Source organism: uncultured Arthrobacter sp. (genome assembly GCF_947493765.1).
In the GTDB taxonomy this organism is placed as follows: Bacteria; Actinomycetota; Actinomycetes; order Actinomycetales; family Micrococcaceae; genus Arthrobacter_D.
Map to the genome: position 1 here is coordinate 15001 of NZ_CANLSZ010000010.1, position 19383 is coordinate 34383.

Annotated in this window: 16 protein-coding genes; 10 read left to right on the forward strand and 6 right to left on the reverse strand. The window is 70.2% G+C overall.

Features of this window, described 5'->3' with window-relative positions; translation table 11 throughout:
* The first annotated feature begins 31 nt into the window (after window positions 1-31).
* Entirely contained in the window at window positions 32-1255 is a 1224-nt protein-coding gene (locus tag Q0747_RS12525) for a helix-turn-helix domain-containing protein (protein WP_298255129.1), read from the forward strand.
* Here the strand turns inward: Q0747_RS12525 and Q0747_RS12530 are convergent, their stop codons facing one another.
* A complete protein-coding gene (locus Q0747_RS12530; protein ID WP_298255130.1) occupies window positions 1256-2017 on the reverse strand; it encodes a hypothetical protein in 762 nt (253 codons plus the stop codon).
* On the reverse strand, window positions 2014-2538 hold the full coding sequence (locus Q0747_RS12535; protein ID WP_298255131.1) for a DUF421 domain-containing protein: 525 nt from the start codon (window positions 2536-2538) through the stop codon (window positions 2014-2016). Before Q0747_RS12535 ends, Q0747_RS12530 begins: the two co-directional genes overlap by 4 nt.
* A gap of 243 nt (window positions 2539-2781) precedes the next feature.
* Here Q0747_RS12535 and Q0747_RS12540 point away from each other — a divergent pair, with 243 nt between their 5' ends.
* From Q0747_RS12540 to Q0747_RS12575, 8 genes are all read left to right on the forward strand, one after another.
* The gene (locus Q0747_RS12540; RefSeq protein WP_298255133.1) at window positions 2782-3042 is read left to right on the forward strand and encodes a GlsB/YeaQ/YmgE family stress response membrane protein; all 261 of its coding nucleotides are present in this window, start codon (window positions 2782-2784) and stop codon (window positions 3040-3042) included.
* Window positions 3043-3878: 836 nt separating this feature from the next.
* Window positions 3879-5078 (forward strand): hypothetical protein, encoded by a 1200-nt coding sequence (locus Q0747_RS12545; RefSeq protein WP_298255135.1) that lies wholly within the window; start codon window positions 3879-3881, stop codon window positions 5076-5078.
* 46 nt (window positions 5079-5124) lie between these two features.
* On the forward strand, window positions 5125-6072 hold the full coding sequence (locus tag Q0747_RS12550; RefSeq protein WP_298255137.1) for an ABC transporter ATP-binding protein: 948 nt from the start codon (window positions 5125-5127) through the stop codon (window positions 6070-6072).
* Window positions 6062-6925 carry an ABC transporter permease gene (locus Q0747_RS12555; protein WP_298255139.1) on the forward strand — a complete coding sequence of 288 codons (864 nt, stop codon included), beginning with the start codon at window positions 6062-6064 and terminating at the stop codon, window positions 6923-6925. Before Q0747_RS12550 ends, Q0747_RS12555 begins: the two co-directional genes overlap by 11 nt.
* A gap of 135 nt (window positions 6926-7060) precedes the next feature.
* Window positions 7061-8083, forward strand: coding sequence for an extracellular solute-binding protein (locus Q0747_RS12560; protein ID WP_298255141.1), 1023 nt, complete (start codon window positions 7061-7063; stop codon window positions 8081-8083).
* Window positions 8080-9780, forward strand: a complete 1701-nt coding sequence (locus Q0747_RS12565) for an iron ABC transporter permease (RefSeq protein ID WP_298255143.1) — start codon at window positions 8080-8082, stop codon at window positions 9778-9780. Before Q0747_RS12560 ends, Q0747_RS12565 begins: the two co-directional genes overlap by 4 nt.
* Window positions 9777-10925: an ABC transporter ATP-binding protein gene (locus Q0747_RS12570; protein ID WP_298255145.1), complete on the forward strand. Its 1149-nt coding sequence runs from the start codon at window positions 9777-9779 to the stop codon at window positions 10923-10925. Before Q0747_RS12565 ends, Q0747_RS12570 begins: the two co-directional genes overlap by 4 nt.
* A gap of 43 nt (window positions 10926-10968) precedes the next feature.
* The gene (locus tag Q0747_RS12575) at window positions 10969-13512 is read left to right on the forward strand and encodes an AMP-binding protein (RefSeq protein ID WP_298255147.1); all 2544 of its coding nucleotides are present in this window, start codon (window positions 10969-10971) and stop codon (window positions 13510-13512) included.
* A 57-nt stretch (window positions 13513-13569) separates the two neighbouring features.
* Here the strand turns inward: Q0747_RS12575 and Q0747_RS12580 are convergent, their stop codons facing one another.
* From Q0747_RS12580 to Q0747_RS12595, 4 genes are all read right to left on the reverse strand, one after another.
* A complete protein-coding gene (locus Q0747_RS12580) occupies window positions 13570-13845 on the reverse strand; it encodes a hypothetical protein (protein ID WP_298255149.1) in 276 nt (91 codons plus the stop codon).
* 206 nt (window positions 13846-14051) lie between these two features.
* Window positions 14052-15461 carry an amidase gene (locus tag Q0747_RS12585; protein ID WP_298255150.1) on the reverse strand — a complete coding sequence of 470 codons (1410 nt, stop codon included), beginning with the start codon at window positions 15459-15461 and terminating at the stop codon, window positions 14052-14054.
* A complete protein-coding gene (locus tag Q0747_RS12590; protein WP_298255152.1) occupies window positions 15458-16693 on the reverse strand; it encodes an amidohydrolase in 1236 nt (411 codons plus the stop codon). The genes Q0747_RS12585 and Q0747_RS12590 overlap by 4 nt, the downstream gene beginning before the upstream one ends.
* Window positions 16694-16879: 186 nt before the next feature.
* Window positions 16880-18145: a M20 family metallo-hydrolase gene (locus tag Q0747_RS12595; RefSeq protein ID WP_298255154.1), complete on the reverse strand. Its 1266-nt coding sequence runs from the start codon at window positions 18143-18145 to the stop codon at window positions 16880-16882.
* Window positions 18146-18347: 202 nt separating this feature from the next.
* On the opposite strand from Q0747_RS12595, the gene Q0747_RS12600 reads away from it, so the two are divergent.
* Window positions 18348-19382 carry a LacI family DNA-binding transcriptional regulator gene (locus Q0747_RS12600; RefSeq protein ID WP_298255156.1) on the forward strand — a complete coding sequence of 345 codons (1035 nt, stop codon included), beginning with the start codon at window positions 18348-18350 and terminating at the stop codon, window positions 19380-19382.
* Window position 19383 lies beyond the last annotated feature (1 nt).

A 19383-nucleotide genomic window follows, 5' to 3' on the forward strand; every position in this document is an offset into this window, starting at 1 on the left:
GCAGTGACCACTCATGGGGGATGAGGACAGGATGCGATTCGGGGACATGCTGCGGCGGGCACGCAATGCCAAGGGACTGAGTCAGGCGGAGTTGGGATCGGGGATCTATCCGCCCCACTTCGTCTCCCTCCTGGAGCGAGGCCAGCGCCAGCCCTCCGCCGAGATGGTGCGGCACTTCGCGGCGGTGCTCGGCATGGAGGCGCAGACCCTCTCCTGGTGGGTGGAGCCGCCGACGGTGGAGGACGCACCCGCCCTTGCCGCGGCGATGTTCGCCGCCAATCATGCGCGCGACCTGCAGGATGCCGCCCTGGCGGCGTCGGAGGCCGAGTACGCCGCCGGCCTGGCCCGCGACCAGCGCAACGCACCTGTCTGGTGGGACATGTCCATGCTGCAGGCGCAGTCGCTGATCACCGCCGGCAGGCTGGCGGAGGCAGAGGCCGTCCTGCTGCGGATGGACGGATCCTCACTGCTGGTGGCCGGCCCCGCACTCCACTCGGTGGTGCAGGGGCGCCTGTCCACGATCGCCCGGACCACCGGCCGCCTCCTCGAGGCGCTCGACCTCGCACACCGGTCGGTGGAGTCGGCCTCCCTGCTGCCCGAGCACTCCCCCACCCGGCTCCAGGCCGCCTTCATCCTCATCGCAGCTCTCTCGGTGAAGGGCCAGCTCGATGCCGCCTGGGAGGTGGCGACCGGGCTGGACGTCCGGGACGTGCCTGCTGTGCCGTCGCTGCTGGTGGCCCGTGGGGCATGGGCCATCGGCAATGTCGCATTCCGCCGCGGTGAGATCGAGGTCGGCCGGGAACAGCACGCGCTGGCCGCACGCCTGCTCTCGCCGCAAGCGGATCTGGAGGCGTGGGCCGAGTTCCACCGGTCCAGCGCCATGTTCGCGCTGCAGGCAGGAATCGCCGACGAGACCGTGCGGACCTCGCTCGACCATGCGCGGGCAGGTGCGCAGGTCCTGCAGAATCCGCGCTACCGGTTCGAGGTCATGATCGCGGAAGCGGGCTTCGCCCTGCTGCGCGAGGATCTCGAGACCGCGGGCGAGCTGCTGACGGAGGTCGACGGCGGCCGCGCGCTCCTCGACTTCGAATCGACCCTCGATCTCGAGATCTGTGTGGGCAACTACTTCGTGGCCCGGAGCTCCGTGGCGCGGGGGGTCCGGCATCTGCTCGAGGCCGCACGCCTCTGCACGGAGGCCGGCGCCGACGAGAAGGCCCATGAGCTGATGGACCAGGTGGGCCTCCTCACCGCCTGATCACGGTCTTGCGGCCTGATCAGGTCCGGTGGGGCCGTCGGCTGGACGCTCCCGGGCTTCCGGTGGCTCGACGACCACTGCCTCGGCCGGTGCGGGGTCCGCCCCGCGGAGGAAGAAGGCGCCGAGCGAGCCTGCCAGGGTGGCGAAGACCCCTACCGAGTACACGGCCAGCAGGACCTGGAGGATCCGCCCGAACGTGGTCGAGGACGTCAGGCCGGACCCCGTGATGGTCGCCATTGCGGATTCGAAGAGTGCGTCGGCGTAGGACTCATGGGCTCCGGTGGCATAGAGCAGCTGGCTCGAGGCGAGGATGACGACGGCGGTGACCGCGATCAGCCACCCGATGCGGCTCGAGAGGAGGCGCCCCGCGGACCGTGAGCCACGGACACCGGCGGAGATGATCCCGCCGAACCGTGCGAGCCTCGCCACCCTGACGAAGCGGAGGGCCTGCAGTGCACGGAAGAAGCGCAGGAACGGCACGAGGAGGAACACCACCTGCCACCAGTTCTTCTTCCAGAAGCGACCGCTGAAGTGGGCGATGTAGGCCCGGAGGAGGAATTCGGAGACGAAGACCACCCAGAACACCCACCCGAGCACCGTGAAGGTGGTCACCATGCCGGGGTCGGTGGCCAGGAGCTGCCCGAGGACGACGAAGAGGAAGATCACCCCGAGGATGCCCATGGGTTTGTCGAGCCGGGCCGCGACGACCTCGGCGCGCCACTCGCCCTCCTCGAGGGACGCCGTCGTTCCCTCGTCGGTCACGCGTGGGGGCTGGGGTATCCGACGACACCGCTCAATGCCGCTCCCGTGCCGAGCGAGCTGTGCGGGATGACGCTCAGGGTCCCGTTGGTCTCCAGCACCACGGCGCCGACGGTGGACAGGTCACCCGTCCCGGAGACCCGGACGGCCTGGAACACCTCGGACTCGGTGAGCCTGTTCCGCCGTAACTCCTCGTGCTGCAGCCGGCCGTCCACCACCAGGGCCGTGGGCCGGGCGGTGATGGTGTTGCGTGCGGCGGGCCAGCGAGCGGAGATCCAGGCCACGAGGAACTGGAGGCCGGCCAGGAGCACGAGGGCCGCGAGGCCCTCGGCGTACGCGACATCCGAGCTGAGCAGGATGGTCGCCAGGGTCGACCCGAGCGCCACCGTGATGACGAAGTCGAAGGCGTTCAGCTGACCCAAGGTCCTCTTGCCCGACACCCTCAGGAGGCCGACGAGGGTGGCGTAGGAGACGGCTCCCACGATCAGCACGCGGAGAATATCGGCCCAGGAGTCGAACCACACGGCGGGTCCTAGCCCCTCGGGGAGAATTGTAGGTCGCGGGCTCCGGTGTTCGTCATTATCGTCTCCTCCAGCTGAGCTGTATCCGTGCGGGCACTGGATCGACAGTACGCTGAGCAGTTCGTGGGTCGCCACCCGCGCCTGGATCCGCGATCGAATATCGTGGACGTGGTCGACGGCGATCCACAGTTGCGTCACATCACCCCATACATCCCGCACTGACGGGATCCCAGAAGGAGAATTCTCATGATCGGTTTCATCGTCGCCGGACTCATCATCGGCGCCCTTGCACGCCTCATCAAGCCCGGGAAGCAGAATCTCGGTCTCCTCGCCACCCTCCTGCTCGGCCTCGCGGGCTCCGTCATCGGCGGCCTCATCGCGAATCTCGCGGGGACCGGTGGCGTCTTCGAACTCAACATCTTCGGCTTCATCGTGGCCGTCATCGCGGCGGTCCTGCTGATCGGTGTGGCAGAGGGTATCGCGGGGCGGCGCAAGGTCACCCGCTAGAGCTCGACGGTTCCATCGAAGGGGCGGCTCCGGTCGCCCCTTTCTCATGTCCGGCGACGCGTGGCCGACGCCCTCGGGCCTGCTCCATGGTGGGCCACCGGGCGCGCTGCGGAGCAGAGCCTTGCATCGTTCCCAGTAGCCGGGCTCGCAGAGTGGGAAGGAACGCCCCTCCCCACCGAGCGTCCTCGAGCAGTGGGAGGGAGCACCCTCGCCAAGTGGAGCATCCCGTCGATCCCAACGAACGAGCCTGAGCAGTGGGAGGGATCACCCTCGCCGAGTGAAGCAGCCCATCGATCCCAGTGCACCGGCTCGAGCAGTGGGATCGAACGCCCCTCCCCACCGAGCGTCCTCGAGCAGTGGGATCGAACGCCACGAGGAGTAGGGCATCCCATCGATCCCAACGAACGAGCCCGAGCAGTGGGAGGGAGCACCCGGGCCGCGTGGAGCATCCCGTCGATCCCAGTGCACCGAGCGTCCTTGAGCAGTGGGATCCAACGCCGCACGGGGTAGAGCATCCCGTCGATCCCAACGAACGAGCCTGAGCAGTAGGAGGGAGCACCCCCGCGGAGTGGAGCATCCCGTCGATCCCAACGAACGAGCCTGAGCAGTGGGATCGAACGTCCCTCCCCACCGTGCGTCCTCGAACAGTGGGACAGAACAGGTTGCCCGACGCCGCCCGACGCCGCCGACGCCGCCCGACGCCGTGGGCCGACCACAGGACACGGCACGTCCGCGTGCGCCCGCTCGTTGGGCAGGTACCCGTGCCCATGGAACTGTCAGCGCGTCGCGGTAGCGTGGCATCACATGGGGCACAGATCCGCTCGAAAGGCTCACTCATGAACAAGAACTGGCGCTGGCTTCCGGCCGGCATCGTCCCCGCAGTGATCGTCGCGGCCTCCGTGAGCGGTACCGCGGTCGCCGAGGCCCAGCCGCAGCTTCCCGCGAAGACCGCCCAGGAACTGCTCGAGTTCGTGGCCACCAGCACGGACGACGCCTACTCCGGCACCGTGGAGCAGTCCTCTAACCTCGGCCTCCCGGATGTGGGCATGGCCACGCCTTCCGGCGGGACCTCGAGCAACGATCCCACCTCCCTGGCACTCGAGCTGCTGACCGGTGAGCACACCGCCCGGGTCTTCGTCGACGGTCCGGACAGGGCACGCGTGCAGGTGCTCGACGAACTGGCGCAGCGCGACGTGATCGTCAATTCGACCGACGCCTGGTCCTACGATTCCGCGACGAACGAGGTGAGGCACGCGGCGCTTCCCGACAAGGATGCCGCGAAGGCCGAACTGGAAGCAAGGCTGCAGCAGAAGGTCGCCGACCACCCCGAGCTGCAGGATCTTCCCCGCACGCCGGCGGAGCTCGCGGAGCTCTTCCTGACCGAGATCGACCCGAGCACGGAGGTCGCGGTGGACGGGACCAGTCGGGTCGCCGACCGCAGTGCCTACGAACTGCGCCTCACACCGGAGGATCCCGCTACGCTCATCGGCACCATCTCGGTGAGCATCGACTCGGAGACCGGGGTTCCGCTCGGGGTCGCCGTCCAGGCGAAGGGCCAGGAGGATGCGGCCTTCGATGCCGCCTTCAGCGACGTGGACTTCAGCGCCCCCGATGCCACGATCTTCGATTTCACTCCTCCCCCCGGCGCCACGGTCATCGAGGCACCCACCGTGGACGAGGCCAGGGCCCTGGTGGACGGGAAGGACTCGGACCTGCCTGCCGTGCCCACCGCGAAGCCCACGGTCATCGGTGAGGGCTGGAGCACCATCGTGGAGCTGCCGGCCGGCAGCGCCAGCCTGATGGGCATCGCCCCGGGGTCGGGCGAGGCCGGGATGGGCGAGATCATGGAGATCAAGCCCGGCATGGACCCGGAGCAGGTGGCCGGTGCGCAGGCGCTCCTGGAGCAGGCACTTACCGACGTCGACGGCGGACGCGCGCTGCAGACGTCGCTCGCCTCGGTCCTGATCACCGACGACGGCCGGATCCTCATGGGCGCCGTCGGGATCGACCAGCTCGTCGCAGCCGCCCGGCAGTGACGACCGGTTCGTCCGTGCGGCCCGCGCCGGTCGTGCGGGTCCACGGATGAGTACGACCGATTTCGCGATCCGGACACGTGGGCTCACGAAGGTGTTCGGCAGGCAGGCGGCCGTGGGCGGTATCGATCTCGCCGTGCCCCGTGGCACGGTGTTCGGCTTCCTCGGGCCCAACGGCTCGGGGAAGACCACCACCATCAGGATGCTCCTCGGACTGGCCACCGCGACCAGCGGCGAGATCGACCTGCTCGACGGCGAGATGCCCCGTGACGCCCGCGCCGTACTCCCGCGTGTCGGCGCCCTCGTCGAAGGGCCTGCGATCTACCCGTTCCTCTCGGGAAGGGCCAATCTGCGCCGCTTCGACGCTGCGGACCGGCACACCTCACCCAGTACCCGCACCGCCAGGGTGGACGCCGCGCTGGAACGGGTGGGTCTGGGTCACGCGGCGAACAAGCGCGCCCACGCCTACTCGCTGGGCATGAAGCAGCGCCTCGGGATCGCGAACGCGCTGCTCGCGCCGAGGGATCTGCTGATCCTCGACGAGCCGACCAACGGACTCGACCCGCAGGGCACCCGCGAGGTCCGTCACCTCATCCGGTCCCTGTCCGACGACGGCACCACCATCTTCGTCTCCAGCCACCTGCTCGCGGAGGTGGAACAGATGTGCTCCATGATCGCGGTCATGAGCGCCGGACGACTCGTGGCGCAGGGTACCCTCGACGAGCTCCGCGACGAGGGCACCGCCAGGGTCCGCATCACCACCCCCGATCCCCTCGAGGCGCGGCGCGTGCTCCTGGGCCTGGGGCTCGCCCCCGAGGTGCACGGGCGCGACGACGTCGTGACCGCCCAGCTCTCCGTGCCCGGACTCCTCCCGGAGACCGTGAACACCGCCCTCGTCCGGGCCGAGGTCCGGGTGCGGGGATTCGAAGCCAGCGGCGCGTCCCTCGAGGACCGCTTCGTCGCCCTGACCGGAGAGGGGTTCGACGTTGCCGGCTGAATCCGTCAGTACCCGCCCATCGCGTTCCGGCGGGAGCCTCGGACTGACCCTCGTCCTGTCCGAGATCACCGTCCTGTTCCGGAGGCTGCGGACCTGGGCGATGATCGGGGCGCTCGCCCTGATCCCCATCCTGATCGCCGTCGTCGTGCGGGTCTCGTCCGACACCTCGGGCAGCGGACGCGGTCCGGCGTTCCTGAACAGCATCACCCAGAACGGTCTGTTCGTCTCGCTCACGGCACTGACCGTGGCCATTCCGCTGTTCCTGCCGCTGACCATCGGCGTGGTGGCCGGGGACACCATCGCCGGCGAGGCGAATCTCGGCACCCTCCGGTACCTGCTGGTCGCTCCTGCCGGGCGTATCCGGCTCCTGCTCGTGAAGTACGCCGGAGCCGCCCTGTTCTGCTTCGTCGCCACTCTCACGGTCGTGGTCACGGGTGCGATCATCGGCGCGCTGCTCTTCCCCGTGGGGCCGGTGACGCTGCTCTCCGGGGACACCGTCGGCATCGGGGGCTACTTCGTCCGACTGCTGCTCCTGGCCCTGTACGTGACGGTGTCCCTGCTGGGGTTGAGCGCCATCGGGCTGTTTATCTCCACGCTGACCACCATCCCGGTGGGCGCCATGGCCGCCACCGCGGCGCTGGCCGCCGTCGCGCAGATCCTCGGTGCGCTCCCCCAGCTGGAGTGGCTGCACCCCTGGCTCTTCACGAACTACTGGCTGGGCTTCGCGGATCTGCTGCGGGAGCCGATCGTGTGGACCTCCTTCGCGGACAACGCGCTGCTGCAGCTGGGCTACATCGCGGTCTTCGGCGCCCTGGCCTACGGACGCTTCAGCACGAGGGACGTCCTCAGCTGATACCGGCGGCAGGTCGTCCCAGGGGTTGCCGGACCCAATAGGTTACGCCGCGCTGACCTTATTCGGTTAGGCTAGGCTTGCCTGCTTCGTCCGGCGCCCGCGCCGCACCACCACCTCGTCCGAGAAGAGATCCGAATGCGTTCCCGCCCCCTCCTGACCGCCGTCGCGGGACTGACCGTCCTGGCCACCACGCTGACGGGCTGCGGCGCCTTCGGTGGAGGGTCCGCCGATCTGCAGATCTACTCGGCGCGGCACTACGACCTCGAGGGCGCCTTCGGCAAGTTCACCGACGAGACGGGCATCAGCGTCGAGTTCATCAGCGGCGACGACGCGGAGCTCCTGGAGCGCCTCAAGGCGGAGGGTGATGACACCCCGGCGGACGTCTTCATGACCGTCGACGCCGGTAATCTCTGGAACGGCGCACGCCAGGGAGAGCTCGCCGCCACCGACTCCGCCGTGCTCCGCGACGCCGTCCCCGAGGACCTGCGCGAGGCCGACGGCCGCTGGTACGGCCTCGCCCTCCGCGCCCGCACCGTCACGTACAACCCCGACGCCGTGGACCCGTCGGAGTTCGACGCGGTCGAGACCTACGCGGGGCTCGCCGACCCGAAGTGGAAGGGGCGCCTGTGCATGCGGGACGCGACCTCCGCCTACACGCAGTCCCTCGTCGCCAGCCTGATCGAGCTCCACGGCCGGGCGCGCGCCCTCGAGATCGTGCAGGGGTGGGTGGCCAACGACGTCGCCATCATGAGCAACGACGTGCTGCTGCTCGAGGCGACCGACGCCGGCACGTGCGACGTCGGCATCAACAACCACTACTACCTCGCCCGCCTGCTCGAGGAGAACCCCGATCTGGACGTGGACCTGTTCTGGGCCAGCCAGGAGGGCGCGGGGACGCACGTGAACATCTCCGGTGCCGGCGTGGTGGAGGGCGCGGACAACCCGGAGGACGCGCTGCGACTCATCGAGTGGCTCGCCACCGACGGCCAGAACGCGTTCGTGGACGCCAACCACGAGTACCCCGTCAATCCCTCCGTGGAACCGGAACCGATCATCGCCGGGTTCGGGGACTTCAAGCGCATGCCCCTGAACGCGGAGGCCTACGGGACCTTCAACGCCGAGGCCGTCGATCTGCTCGCCGAGGCCGGATACCGGTGACCGAACCGGCGACCCTCGCCGACGGCCGGACGCCGCAGCGGCGCTACCGGACGACCGGCGTCGGTCGTCCGGCATGGTCCGCGCTCGTCGTCGCCGTCGCCGTCGTCGTCGCCACTCCCGTCCTGGCGGTGGTCCTCCAGGGCATCGGCAGCCTCGGCGGGACCGCTCCCCCGCGGGATCTGGGGAAGATGATCCTCACCACCCTCGCGCTGATGCTGGGCGTGGGCGCCGGCTCCCTCGTGGTGGGCGGAGGACTGGCCTGGCTCGTGACCGCCTACCGCTTCCCGCTGCGGAACATCCTCGTGTGGCTGCTCGTGCTGCCCCTTGCCGTGCCGGCCTATGTGCTCGGTTTCGTCTTCCTCTCCGTGTTCGACGTCGCCGGGCCCGTCCAGTCGCTGCTGCGCGGCGTCTTCGGGACCGATGTCTGGGTCCCCGAGGTGCGATCCCTGCCGGCAGCGATCCTCGTGCTCTCGCTGTCCCTCTACCCCTACGTGTACCTGCTGGCACGCTCGGCGCTGATCGAGCAGTCCTCCGGCACGTACGACGCCGCCCGCACGCTGGGCTCCAGCCGCGCGCGGGCGCTGCGACGCGTGGTCCTCCCCCTGGCCCGCCCGTCCCTGGCCGCCGGACTGGCTCTGGTGATGATGGAGACCCTGACGGACTTCGCCACCGTGCAGTACTTCAACGTCCAGACCGTCTCCGTAGGCGTCTACCTCGTCTGGAAGGGCACGTTCGACTTCCACGCGGCCACGCAGCTCGCGGTGCTGGTCCTGCTGTTCGCCGTGGCCGTGCTGGTCGGGGAGCGCGCCCTGCGCGGCCGCGCCCGCTACCACCAGCAGGGCGGGCGGAGGCAGGGCTTCCAGCCCGAACAGCTCTCCGGCGCCGCAGCGTGGGGGGCCACCGCGCTGTGCGTGGCGGCACTCTCCGCCGGTTTCCTCATCCCCGTGGCGCAACTGCTGCTCTGGGCGGTGGGACAGGCTCTCTCGGACGCCTCCGTCCTCGCCGACCCGCGGTTCGTGGAGTACCTGGGCAACAGCCTGCTGGTCGCCCTGCTCACCGCGGTCAGCTGCGTGGCCATCGCCCTCGCCGTCGGGCACGCCATCCGGCTGGGCGGCGGCCGCCTCGTCGCCTTCGCGGCCCAGCTGACCACCTTCGGCTACGCGGTGCCCGGAGCCGTCGTGGGGATCGGCGTGCTGCTGTCGTTCTCGGCCGCGGACACCACCCTGGAGAACCTGGGGATCCCCGGCGGCACGGGACTGATCGTCACCGGGTCGGTCGCGGGCATCCTCTACGCCTACGTCATCCGCTTCCTCGCTCCGGCCTACCAATCGGTCGGGGCCAGCCTGGAGAAGATCTCCCCGACCGTCACCTCCTCCGCCCTGAGCCTGGGGGCCACGCCCCGGCGGATCCTGCGCCGGATCCACCTTCCCCTGGCTCGCCCGGGGGTCGCGGTGGCACTCATGCTGGTGGTCATCGACGCCATCAAGGAGCTGCCGATCGTGCTGCTCCTGCGACCCTTCGGATTCACCACGGCGTCCGTCTGGGTGTACGAGCTGGCGCGGGAGAACTTCTGGGAGAAGGCGGCGCTGCCGGCCCTCGTGATCGTCCTCGTGGCGATCATCCCCGTGGTCGTCCTCGTCCGCCAGACCCACCGCAACGAGGCGCGTGGAACCACGACCAGGAAGGTGCGGCCATGACCGCCCAGATGGAGACCATTCCCGTGCCCACGGCCTCGGAGGACACCCCGCCGGCCCTCGCCCTGGACGGCGTCACGAAGCACTACGGCTCCTCCCGCGGCGTCGATGCGCTCAACCTGTCCGTCCCCGCCGGCGAGCTCGTGACCCTGATCGGCCCCTCGGGCTGTGGCAAGTCGACCACGCTGCGGCTCGTGGCGGGCCTGGAACGTCCCGACGCCGGCCGGATCAGCGTGGCAGGCTCCGTCGTCGCCGGGTCGGGCGTCTTCGTCAATCCGGAACTCCGGCGCGTGGGGCTCGTCTTCCAGGACCACGCGCTCTTCCCCCACCTGACGGTGGGCCAGAATGTGCAGTTCGGCCTCGACCGGCTCTCCCGCACCGACCGCCGTCGGCGCGCCGGCGAACTGCTCGACCTGGTGCAGCTGGCCCATTTGGCGGACCGCTATCCGCACGAGCTCTCCGGTGGCGAGCAGCAGCGCGTGGCCCTCGCGCGGGCGCTCGCGCCGCGTCCCGCCGTCGTCCTACTGGACGAACCGTTCTCCGGCCTCGACGAGTCGCTGCGCGCCCAGGTCCGCCGCGACACCGTGGCCACGCTGCGGGAGACGGGCACCACCGGTGTGCTCGTCACGCACGACCAGACGGAGGCGCTCTCCGTCGGGTCCCGCGTGGTGGTCATGCACGACGGCGTGATCGAGCAGGCCGACGTTCCTGAGAAGGTCTTCGAGCGCCCGGCGACCCGCTTCGTGGCCTCCTTCATGGGCGACGCCGACTTCCTCCCCGCCCGCGTGCACCGGGCCCTGCTGACCTGCGAGATCGGGATCGTCTCGACGGTGCCGGGGTGGGCCGACAGCGATGTGGAGGTCGACGTCGTCCTGCGCCCGCACGAGGTGGCCCTGCAGGCGGATCCGACGGCCTCGGCGCGGGTCTCCGCGGTCGAGTACCACGGCGCCTTCGTGCTCCACCACGTGCAGCTCGCCTCCGGGCGGACCCTGCGCTCATGGCAGCCGCACACGGTGCGCTTCCCCGTCGGCACGGCGGTCACGGTGACCGTCACCGCCGGCACCTCGCCCACCCTGCTCATCGGGGACCGGGCCGTCACCACACCGCCGGTCGGCGCCCGTCGCGCCGACACTCCTCAGGATAGGTAAGGGTAGGATTCCCTAACCTCGATTTCTGGGTTACGGTGAACCGGTGACCCCACCACCCGACCTCTCCGAAGCCACCTTCACGGATCTGGCTCGCCACGGCGACCGACCCGCGATCCTGACCTCGGACGGCACACTGAGCTACCGGCACCTCGCCGAACTGGTGGACGAGCTGGCAGCCCGTCTCGGCACCGAACGCCGCCTCGTCCTGCTGGCCGCACGCAACGACCTGGAGTCCCTCGTCGCCTACCTCGCGGCAATCACCGCCGGGCATCCCCTGCTGCTGGTCCCCGCGGACAAACCCGCCGCGCTCGAACCGATGATCACCAGGTACCAGCCCGACGTCGTCCTGCGCACCGGCGAGGGCACCGTCCAGCTCGACGAGCGGTGGCCGGGCACGCGCCACGAGCTGCATCCGGAGCTGGCCCTGCTCCTGAGTACCTCCGGGTCGACCGGCTCACCCAAGCTGGTGCGGCTCTCCCGCGAGAATCTGGTGGCGAACGCCCGTTCCATCGCGACCTACCTCGGTATCGACTCCGCCGATCGAGCCCTCACCACGCTCCCCATGAGCTACTGCTACGGACTGTCCGTGCTGAACAGCCATCTGCTCCGCGGCGCCGGTGTGGTGCTCACCGAACTGTCGGTGGTGGATCCCTGCTTCTGGGACCTCGTCCGCGACCACCGGGCCACCTCCTTCGCCGCCGTCCCCTACAGCTTCGACCTCCTGGAGCGCGTGGGCTTCGCCGAGATGGACCTGCCGAGCCTGCGGTACGTGACCCAGGCCGGGGGCAGGCTCGCCCCGGAGAAGGTCAGGGCCTGGGCGAGGACGGGCCAGCGGCGAGGCTGGGACCTGTTCGTGATGTACGGGGCCACCGAGGCCACCGCGCGCATGGCGTATCTTCCCCCGGACCTGGCGGCGGAGCACCCTGGGACCATCGGCGTGCCGGTGCCCGGCGGCTCCTTCCGGATCGACCCGGTCGATGGGCTTGCCGCAGGAGAGCTGGTGTACACGGGGCCGAACGTGATGCTCGGCTACGCCGAGAGCCCGGCCGATCTCGCGCTCGGCCGTGAGGTCCACGAGCTGCGGACGGGCGATCTCGCCGTGGAGCACGCGGACGGGCTCTACGAGGTGGTGGGCCGGCGCAGCCGCTTCGTGAAGATCGCCGGGCTGCGGGTGGACCTGGGGCAGGTGGAACGCATCCTCGCCGAGCTCGGCGTCACGGCCGCCGTCGCCGGCTCCGACGCCCAAGCCGACGAGTCCCTGGTGATCGCCCTCGAGGGCGACCACGATCCGGGGATGCTCGCCGCCGTCCTGGCCTCCGATCTGGGTGTGCCGCGTGCCTCCCTCCGGCTGCACCCGGTGGAGTACCTGCCCCGGCTCGCCACGGGGAAGATCGACTACCCCGCCGTCCGGTCCCTGGACGCCGGGCCGGCACCCGCTCCTGCGGAGCACGCGTCGCTGCGCGAGGGCCCGGCCGACGTGCCGCGCATCTTCGCCGAGAGCCTCGACCGACCCGGCGTGGACCCCACGGACACCTTCGTCTCGCTCGACGGCGACTCGCTGTCCTACGTGGCGCTGTCGGTGCGGCTGGAAGCCGCCCTGGGGCAGCTCCCACCGGGCTGGCACCTCATGACCGTGGGCGAGCTCTCGGGGAGGAGGGCCCCGCGCCGCCGACGGCTGGTCTCCCTGCTGGAACCCTCGATCGTGCTGCGCGCCGTCGCCATCATCTGCATCGTGGCCGCGCACGTGGAACTGTTCACGTTCCACACCGCGCATCTGCTGTTCGTCGTCGCGGGCTTCAACTTCGCGCGGTTCCAGCTCACCGGGACCCGACCGGATCGGCTGCGGCGGCACGTCAGGAGCCTGACGCGGATCGTCGTCCCGTCGGTCGCGTTCATCTTCCTGGCCTACGTGCTCACGGACGACTACAGCATCGCCAACATCTTCCTGCTCAACGCGATGGTGGGGCCCCAGGAGGTGACGACGGAGTGGCACTTCTGGTTCGTGGAGATGCTCGTCTACGTCCTGATCGCCGTGACGGCGCTGATGTTCGTCCCCTGGCTCGACCGTCTCGAGCGCCGCGCGCCGTTCCTCTTCGCCCTGGGGCTGCTCGCCCTGACACTGCTCAGCCGGTACGACATCGTCGATCCCGGGCTGCCCAAACCGCTCCCGGTCTTCTGGCTCTTCGCCCTCGGCTGGGCCGTGGCGCGCGCCGGGACCGTGCAGCGGCGCGTCCTGGTCTCCGTCCTGGCCGTGCTCGTGGTGCCCGGCTTCTTCGACCATCCGCTGCGCGAGGCGACGATCGTGGTGGGGGTCCTGCTCCTGACCTGGGTCCCGGCCCTGCCCGTGCCGGCGATCCTGCGCCGCGTGACCGGCTGGCTCGCGGCGGCGTCGCTGTACATCTACCTGACCCACTGGCTGGTCTACCCGGTGCTCCTGCCGCTCGGCCAGGTCACCGCGGTGATCGGGTCCCTCCCCGTGGGCGTGGCCTACTGGGCGCTGTGCCAGTGGCTGGCGACAACCCTCTCGGCGAGGACCCGGTCGTCCCGCCCGGTGGCTCGCCGGCGGACCCACCTGCCCGCCGGCTGAGCAGTCCGGACGGGCACCGACACGGACGTCGTCGATGCCGCCCGACGGGACCGCTGCCTAGTGGTGGCCGGCTTCGGTGGTGCCGAACATGAGTGTGCGCCGCTGCACGTCGTAATAGACGGTCCCGGCGGTGGAGAGGATGTCCTGGAGATTGTCGGCGTCGTCGGCGTCGATGGTGAGGACTTCTTCCCAGGCGCCCTGATCGAGCACGAGCTGGAGGGTCCACGTGCCGGGCTGCCCCGGCTCTCCCGCGATCCAGCTGAACTGGTAGTGACTGAGTTGGCGGACCTTGATGCTGTCGTCGGTGATCGGCTGACCCGGATGCTGTGCCATGGCTGGTTCCTCCTCGAGCTGGGAATCCCGCACCGACCCGGTGGGCGGCACCGCCGTGGGAACGGGGTGCGCCCGTCGTGCCGGTCCGGGAGCGGATGCATCCAGCTTAGGATCGGGTGCCCCGTGGCGCCAGATGCCGCACGCATCCGGCGTCCCGACGCACGACGGCGCTCCGCTCGCGACCGCTCCCGGCATCCCGCCGAAGCTCAGAGATCGGGTACCCGCTTCGCCCAGCCCGTGGCCTGCTCGAACGCGTACGCCACACGCAGCAGCTCCACGTCCGATCCATGCGGCATGGCCAGCTGCAGGCCCACCGGCAGACCGTCCGCGCTGAAGCCGGCCGGCACGGACACCGCGGGCAGACCGGTCGCGGAGATCAGGCAGGCCGAGCGCATCCAGTCCAGGTACGTCTCGAACTCCACACCGTCGACGGACGTCGGATACCGCTGCGACGCATCGAACGGCAGCACCTGCGTGGCCGGGGACGCGAAGACGTCGTACGTCCCGAAGTAGCGACGGACGCCGGCATCCAGGCGGGTGCGCGCCAGAGCGGCGTCGACGAGCTCCTCGGCGGTGAGCCGCAGCCCCTGCTCCACGTTCCAGCGCACCTCGGGCTTGATCACCTCGCCGTGCTTCCCGACCAGCTCGCGGAACGCCAGGACGAAGTCGAACGCCCGCGTGGTGGTGAACACCTGGTCCGCGTCCCGGAGATCGGGGGCCGCCTCCTCCACCACCGCGCCGAGATCCGAGAAGACCTGCAACTGCCCCTCGAGGACCCGCAGCACCTCGCGGTCCACGGGCACACCGAGTCCGAAGTCCGCGGACCACCCGATCCGCAGCCCCGTCAGGTCCCGCTCCAGGACAGCGCCGAAGGAGCGCCTCACCGGATAGGTGTAGGGCACGGCCGCGTGGGGTCCCGCGATCGCCGTCATGCCCAGCGCGATGTCCTCGACGTCGCGGGCCATCAGCCCGTTGCGCGCGAGCCAGGACCAGGCGTTGCGTGTCGGTACGGCGGGGACGACGCCGAGGGACGGCCGGAATCCCACGATGTTGCAGAACGACGCCGGGATGCGCAGCGATCCGCCCATGTCGCTGCCGTCACCGAGGGGCTGGATGCGTGCCGCGATGGCAGCCGCCGCTCCCCCGCTGCTCCCGCCGGCGCTGCGCGAGGTGTCGAACGGATTCACGGTGGTGCCGAAGACGTCGTTGAAGGTGTGTGACCCCGCGGCGAACTCGGGCACATTGGTCTTGCCCGTGGTCACCACCCCGGCGTCCCTGAGCCGGGAGATGATCAGATCGTCGAACGTCGGCACGAAGTCCTTGAACACCATCGAACCCTGCGTGGTGCGCAACCCTTGCGTGTTGTGCGTGTCCTTGTGCGTCATCGGCAGCCCGTGGAGGGGCGGCAGCGGTGCGCTCGACGCCGTCAGGGCGTCTGCCGCCGCCGCGAGCGCCGTCGCCCCCTCGCGGTCCTCCGTGACGACGGCGTTGATGCGCCCGTTGACGGCGTCGATCCGTTCGAAGTGGGCGTCGAGCGCCTCGCGCGCCGAGATCTCCCGACGCCGGATGGCACCGGTGATCCCGACGGCGGACAGCTCGTGGAGCGGACCCCTCACGCGCCCGTGCCCACCCGGGACAGCAGGGCCGTCATCGCCGCGCGGACGCCGGTGGTCAGGGTCGGCTCAATCGCCGGGGCGAAGTACGGCGAGTGGTTGCCGGCCACGGGTGCGTCGCCGTCGAGCAGTTCCTGCGGGTGTCCGCCGAAGAACCAGTACACGCTGGGCACACCGATCGCCTCGGCGAGCAGACCGAAGTCCTCGCTGCCCATCACGGGCGGGGACTCGATCACGGCGTCGTCGCCGAGCACCTCGCCGAGCACCGTCATCAGCTCCGTGGTGGTGTCGGGGTCGTTGTAGCACTGCGGGAAGCTCGTGATCTCCTCGATGCCCGGTTCCGGCGCCCCCGATGCGGCGGCCTCGGCGCTGATGATGCGGCGCAGCGAGCCCAGCACCAGTTCGCGCACCTCGGGGTCGAAGGTGCGCACGTTGAGCGTGAACTCCGCGGACGCCGGGATGATGTTCTCCTTCAGCCCGCCGTGGAACGTCCCGATGGTGACCACCGCCGACTTCATCGGGTGCACCTCGCGCGAGACCACCGTCTGCAGCCGTACCACCATGTGCGCTCCGAGGACGATCGGGTCGATGGAGAGCTCCGGCTGCGAGCCGTGCGACTGCTTGCCGTGGACTGTCACCTTCCAGGAGTCGGCCATCGCCATGGCGGTGCCCTTGCTGATGCTCACCGTACCGGTGAGCCCGGGCCAGACGTGCTGCCCGTAGATGACCGAGGGCTTCGGAGCCCTGTCCCACAGACCGTCAGCCACCATCGCCTTGGCTCCGGCCCCGGTCTCCTCCCCGGGTTGGAAGATGAAGACCACGGTCCCGGACCACGCGCCGAGGTTCTCGCTGAGCAGCCGGGCGGCCGTGAGACCCACCGTCATGTGGGTGTCGTGGCCGCACCCGTGCATGACCGGCACGTCCGTCCCGTCGGCCAGCTTCCCCTTCGCCGTGCTCGCGAAGTCCAGGCCGGTGTCCTCCGCGATGGGCAGACCGTCGGTATCGGCGCGGTACCCCACTACGGGGCCCTCCCCGTTGCGGAGCACCCCCACCACGCCCGTCCCGCCGCTCACGAACGTCTCGAGTCCCAGTCCGTCGAGCTCGTTCTGAATGAACGCGGCCGTCTGCGTCTCCTGCATGGACAGCTCGGGGTGGGCGTGAAGGTGCCGATAGAGCTCGTGCATGGCGTCGGTGTGGGCCTCGGAGAGCTCGAGGACTGCGGTGTCGATGGTCATGATGTCCTTTCGGGGAACGTCGGGTGCGGGGTGGGTCAGTTGACGAGCGTACTGGGCGCCGCGGTCCTGCCGCGTGACGCCGCTGGCGAGGATCCAGAGGACGGGCAGATCGGCGACGGCGAGGACGTCCGTGGACTGTCCCTCGGTGCAGTTTCCATTGAAGCTCCAGGTAGGGGGTGGGCGGATTCAGTGCTGGGGGCGGGTGCCGCCGGCGTCGAGGCGCTGTAGGGTCGCGACGAGCGCCTGCACCCCGACGGCGATGTCCTCGGTGCTGCTCCATTCCTCGGGGCAGTGGCTCTTGCCTTTCTTCGACGGGATGAAGATCATGCCCATCGGAGCGAGGGAGGCCATGTGCACGGCGTCGTGCGTGGCACCGCTGGGGATGGGCATCCAGGCCAGCCCGAGCGTGTCCGCTGCGGCACCGGCAACATCCTGGACCCCCCGGGCGGCCTCGACGACGGCGTTGTCGCTGGACCACTCGAGGCCCACGTCCACGCCGAGCGTCGCGGCACGCGCGGCGATTTCCGCTCCCAGGCGCCCCTGCACCCCGGACAGCCAGCCGGGATCGACGCTGCGGACCTCGCCGTACATGCGGACGAGGGAGGGCACCACGTTCGGGGAACGCGATTCCGAGTCCACGCGCGTGGTGGTCGCCACACCGTGAGTGGGCGCACCGCAGCCCTCGGCACGAACGGCGAGGACCCCCTCGGCGGCAGCGATCATGGCGTCCCGGCGGTCCTCCATGGAGGTGGTGCCGGCGTGATCGGCCGAGCCTGCGAAGGACGCGATGAAGCGCTCGATCCCCGTAATAGCCGTGACGATGCCGAGCGGGAGCCCGCGCTGCTCCAGCGTGGGCCCCTGTTCGATGTGCAGTTCCACGAACGCCTGCAGCGGCCGGCGCGCCCAGGGGACGTCGGAGAGTTTCGCCGGGTCCAGTCCGAAGTCGGTGTAGGCCCGGCCGAGGCTTACGCCCCGGTAGTCGCACCGGTCCAGATCCTCAGCCGTCAGTTCCTGCGCGGCCGCCCGGCTCCCCAGGCAGCTGAGGCCGAAGCCGTTGGATTCCTCCCCGAGGAAGTCGACCACCAGCAGATCGCGCCTCAGTGGCCTGCCCCCGGCGGCCAGGAGCCGCGCCGCCTCGATGCCGCCGAGGACCCCGACGACACCGTCGAATCTGCCTCCGCCGTCCACCGTGTCCGTATGGGATCCGGTGACCAGGGCCGGAGCGGAGGGGTCGAGGCCCGCCAGGCGACCGACGATGTTTCCGGCGGTGTCGCGGTGCACCTCGAGCCCGGCAGCGCGCATGCGCTCCGCCGTCCACTCCCGTGAGGCCCGGTACGAATCGCTGAAGATCTCGCGGGTCCAGCCCGGCCGCTCGTCGTCACGGAAGGCGGCGAGCTCCGTGACGCCGGCGGCGAGGCGCTCGTGGAGTTCGGACTGGTGCGATCGGAGCATGAGGACCCGTCATTGGCGCAATCGATTGCGAGCCGCAATCCACAGCAGGATGGACAGAAGATATGGTGTACATCACACTACGGCACGGGATTTCCGTCAAGGTTCCTGCCACATCCCCCCGAGGCTCTCGACTGCGCCGCAAACCTTTGCCCTCCGGCTCCGGATGCCTCGCCGAGCCGTGGTGGGCTCTAGACTCGAGCTGATGAAGGATGACCCCAGTGCACCACCGGCCAGGACCCGCCCGGTCACCCTGGCGACCGTGGCACGCCACGCCCAGGTCCACGTCTCCACCGCCTCCCGCGCGCTGAGCGAGACCCCGTCGGGCGTCGGTGCCGAGACCATCCAGCGGGTGCGCGAACTGGCCGCGGTGCTCGGATATCGCCGGGACGTCGGAGCGGCCGGCTTGAGGACGGGGAGCTCGCGCCTGATCGGGGTGCTCGTCCCCCGCCTGACGGACCTCGTCCTGGCCTCCATCTACGAGAGCATCGATGCCGCGGCGAGCGCCGCCGGGTACGGGACCGTCGTCGCCAACACCCTGGACGACCCCGAGCAGCGCCGGATGAGACTGGACGCGATGCTCTCCCGACGGATCGACGGCGTGATCATCGGGGATTCGCACAGTGGCGACTCCGCCGCCCTGGAACTCCGGGACCGCGGTGTCCCCTACGTGCTGGTCATGCGCACGCTCGAGGGACACCTGTCGGTCTCGACCGACGACTACCAGGGCGGCCGGCTCGCCGCCGAGCACCTCCTGCACCTCGGCCACCGCCGGGTGGGCGTCATCTCCGGGGACCAGCTCGCGAGCACAGGCCGAGAGCGGACCCTGGGCTTCCGGCGGACGTTCGAGGCCGCCGGGCACCCCGTCCCGGATGCCTACAGCGTCGAGTCGGCCTTCAGCACGCCCTCGGGAGCGATCGCCGGAGCTGCGCTCATGCGACTGCCCGAGCCACCCACGGCGATCTTCGCGGTCCATGATCTCCTGGCCCTCGGCGCCATGGGTGCCCTCCGCGACGCCGGCCGGCGCGTGGGCACGGACGTGGCGCTCATCGGGTACAACGATCTCGATCTGGCCGCGACCCTGCCGGTGCCGCTGACCTCCATCCGCTCCGATCTGGCGCGCATGGGGTCACTGAGCGTGGATGCGCTGCTGGCGCAGTTCTCCGGCGGCACACCGCACAGCACCCTGCTGCCCCCGGAGCTGGTGGTCCGCGCGACCACCTCCCCTCCGCCGTCGTAGG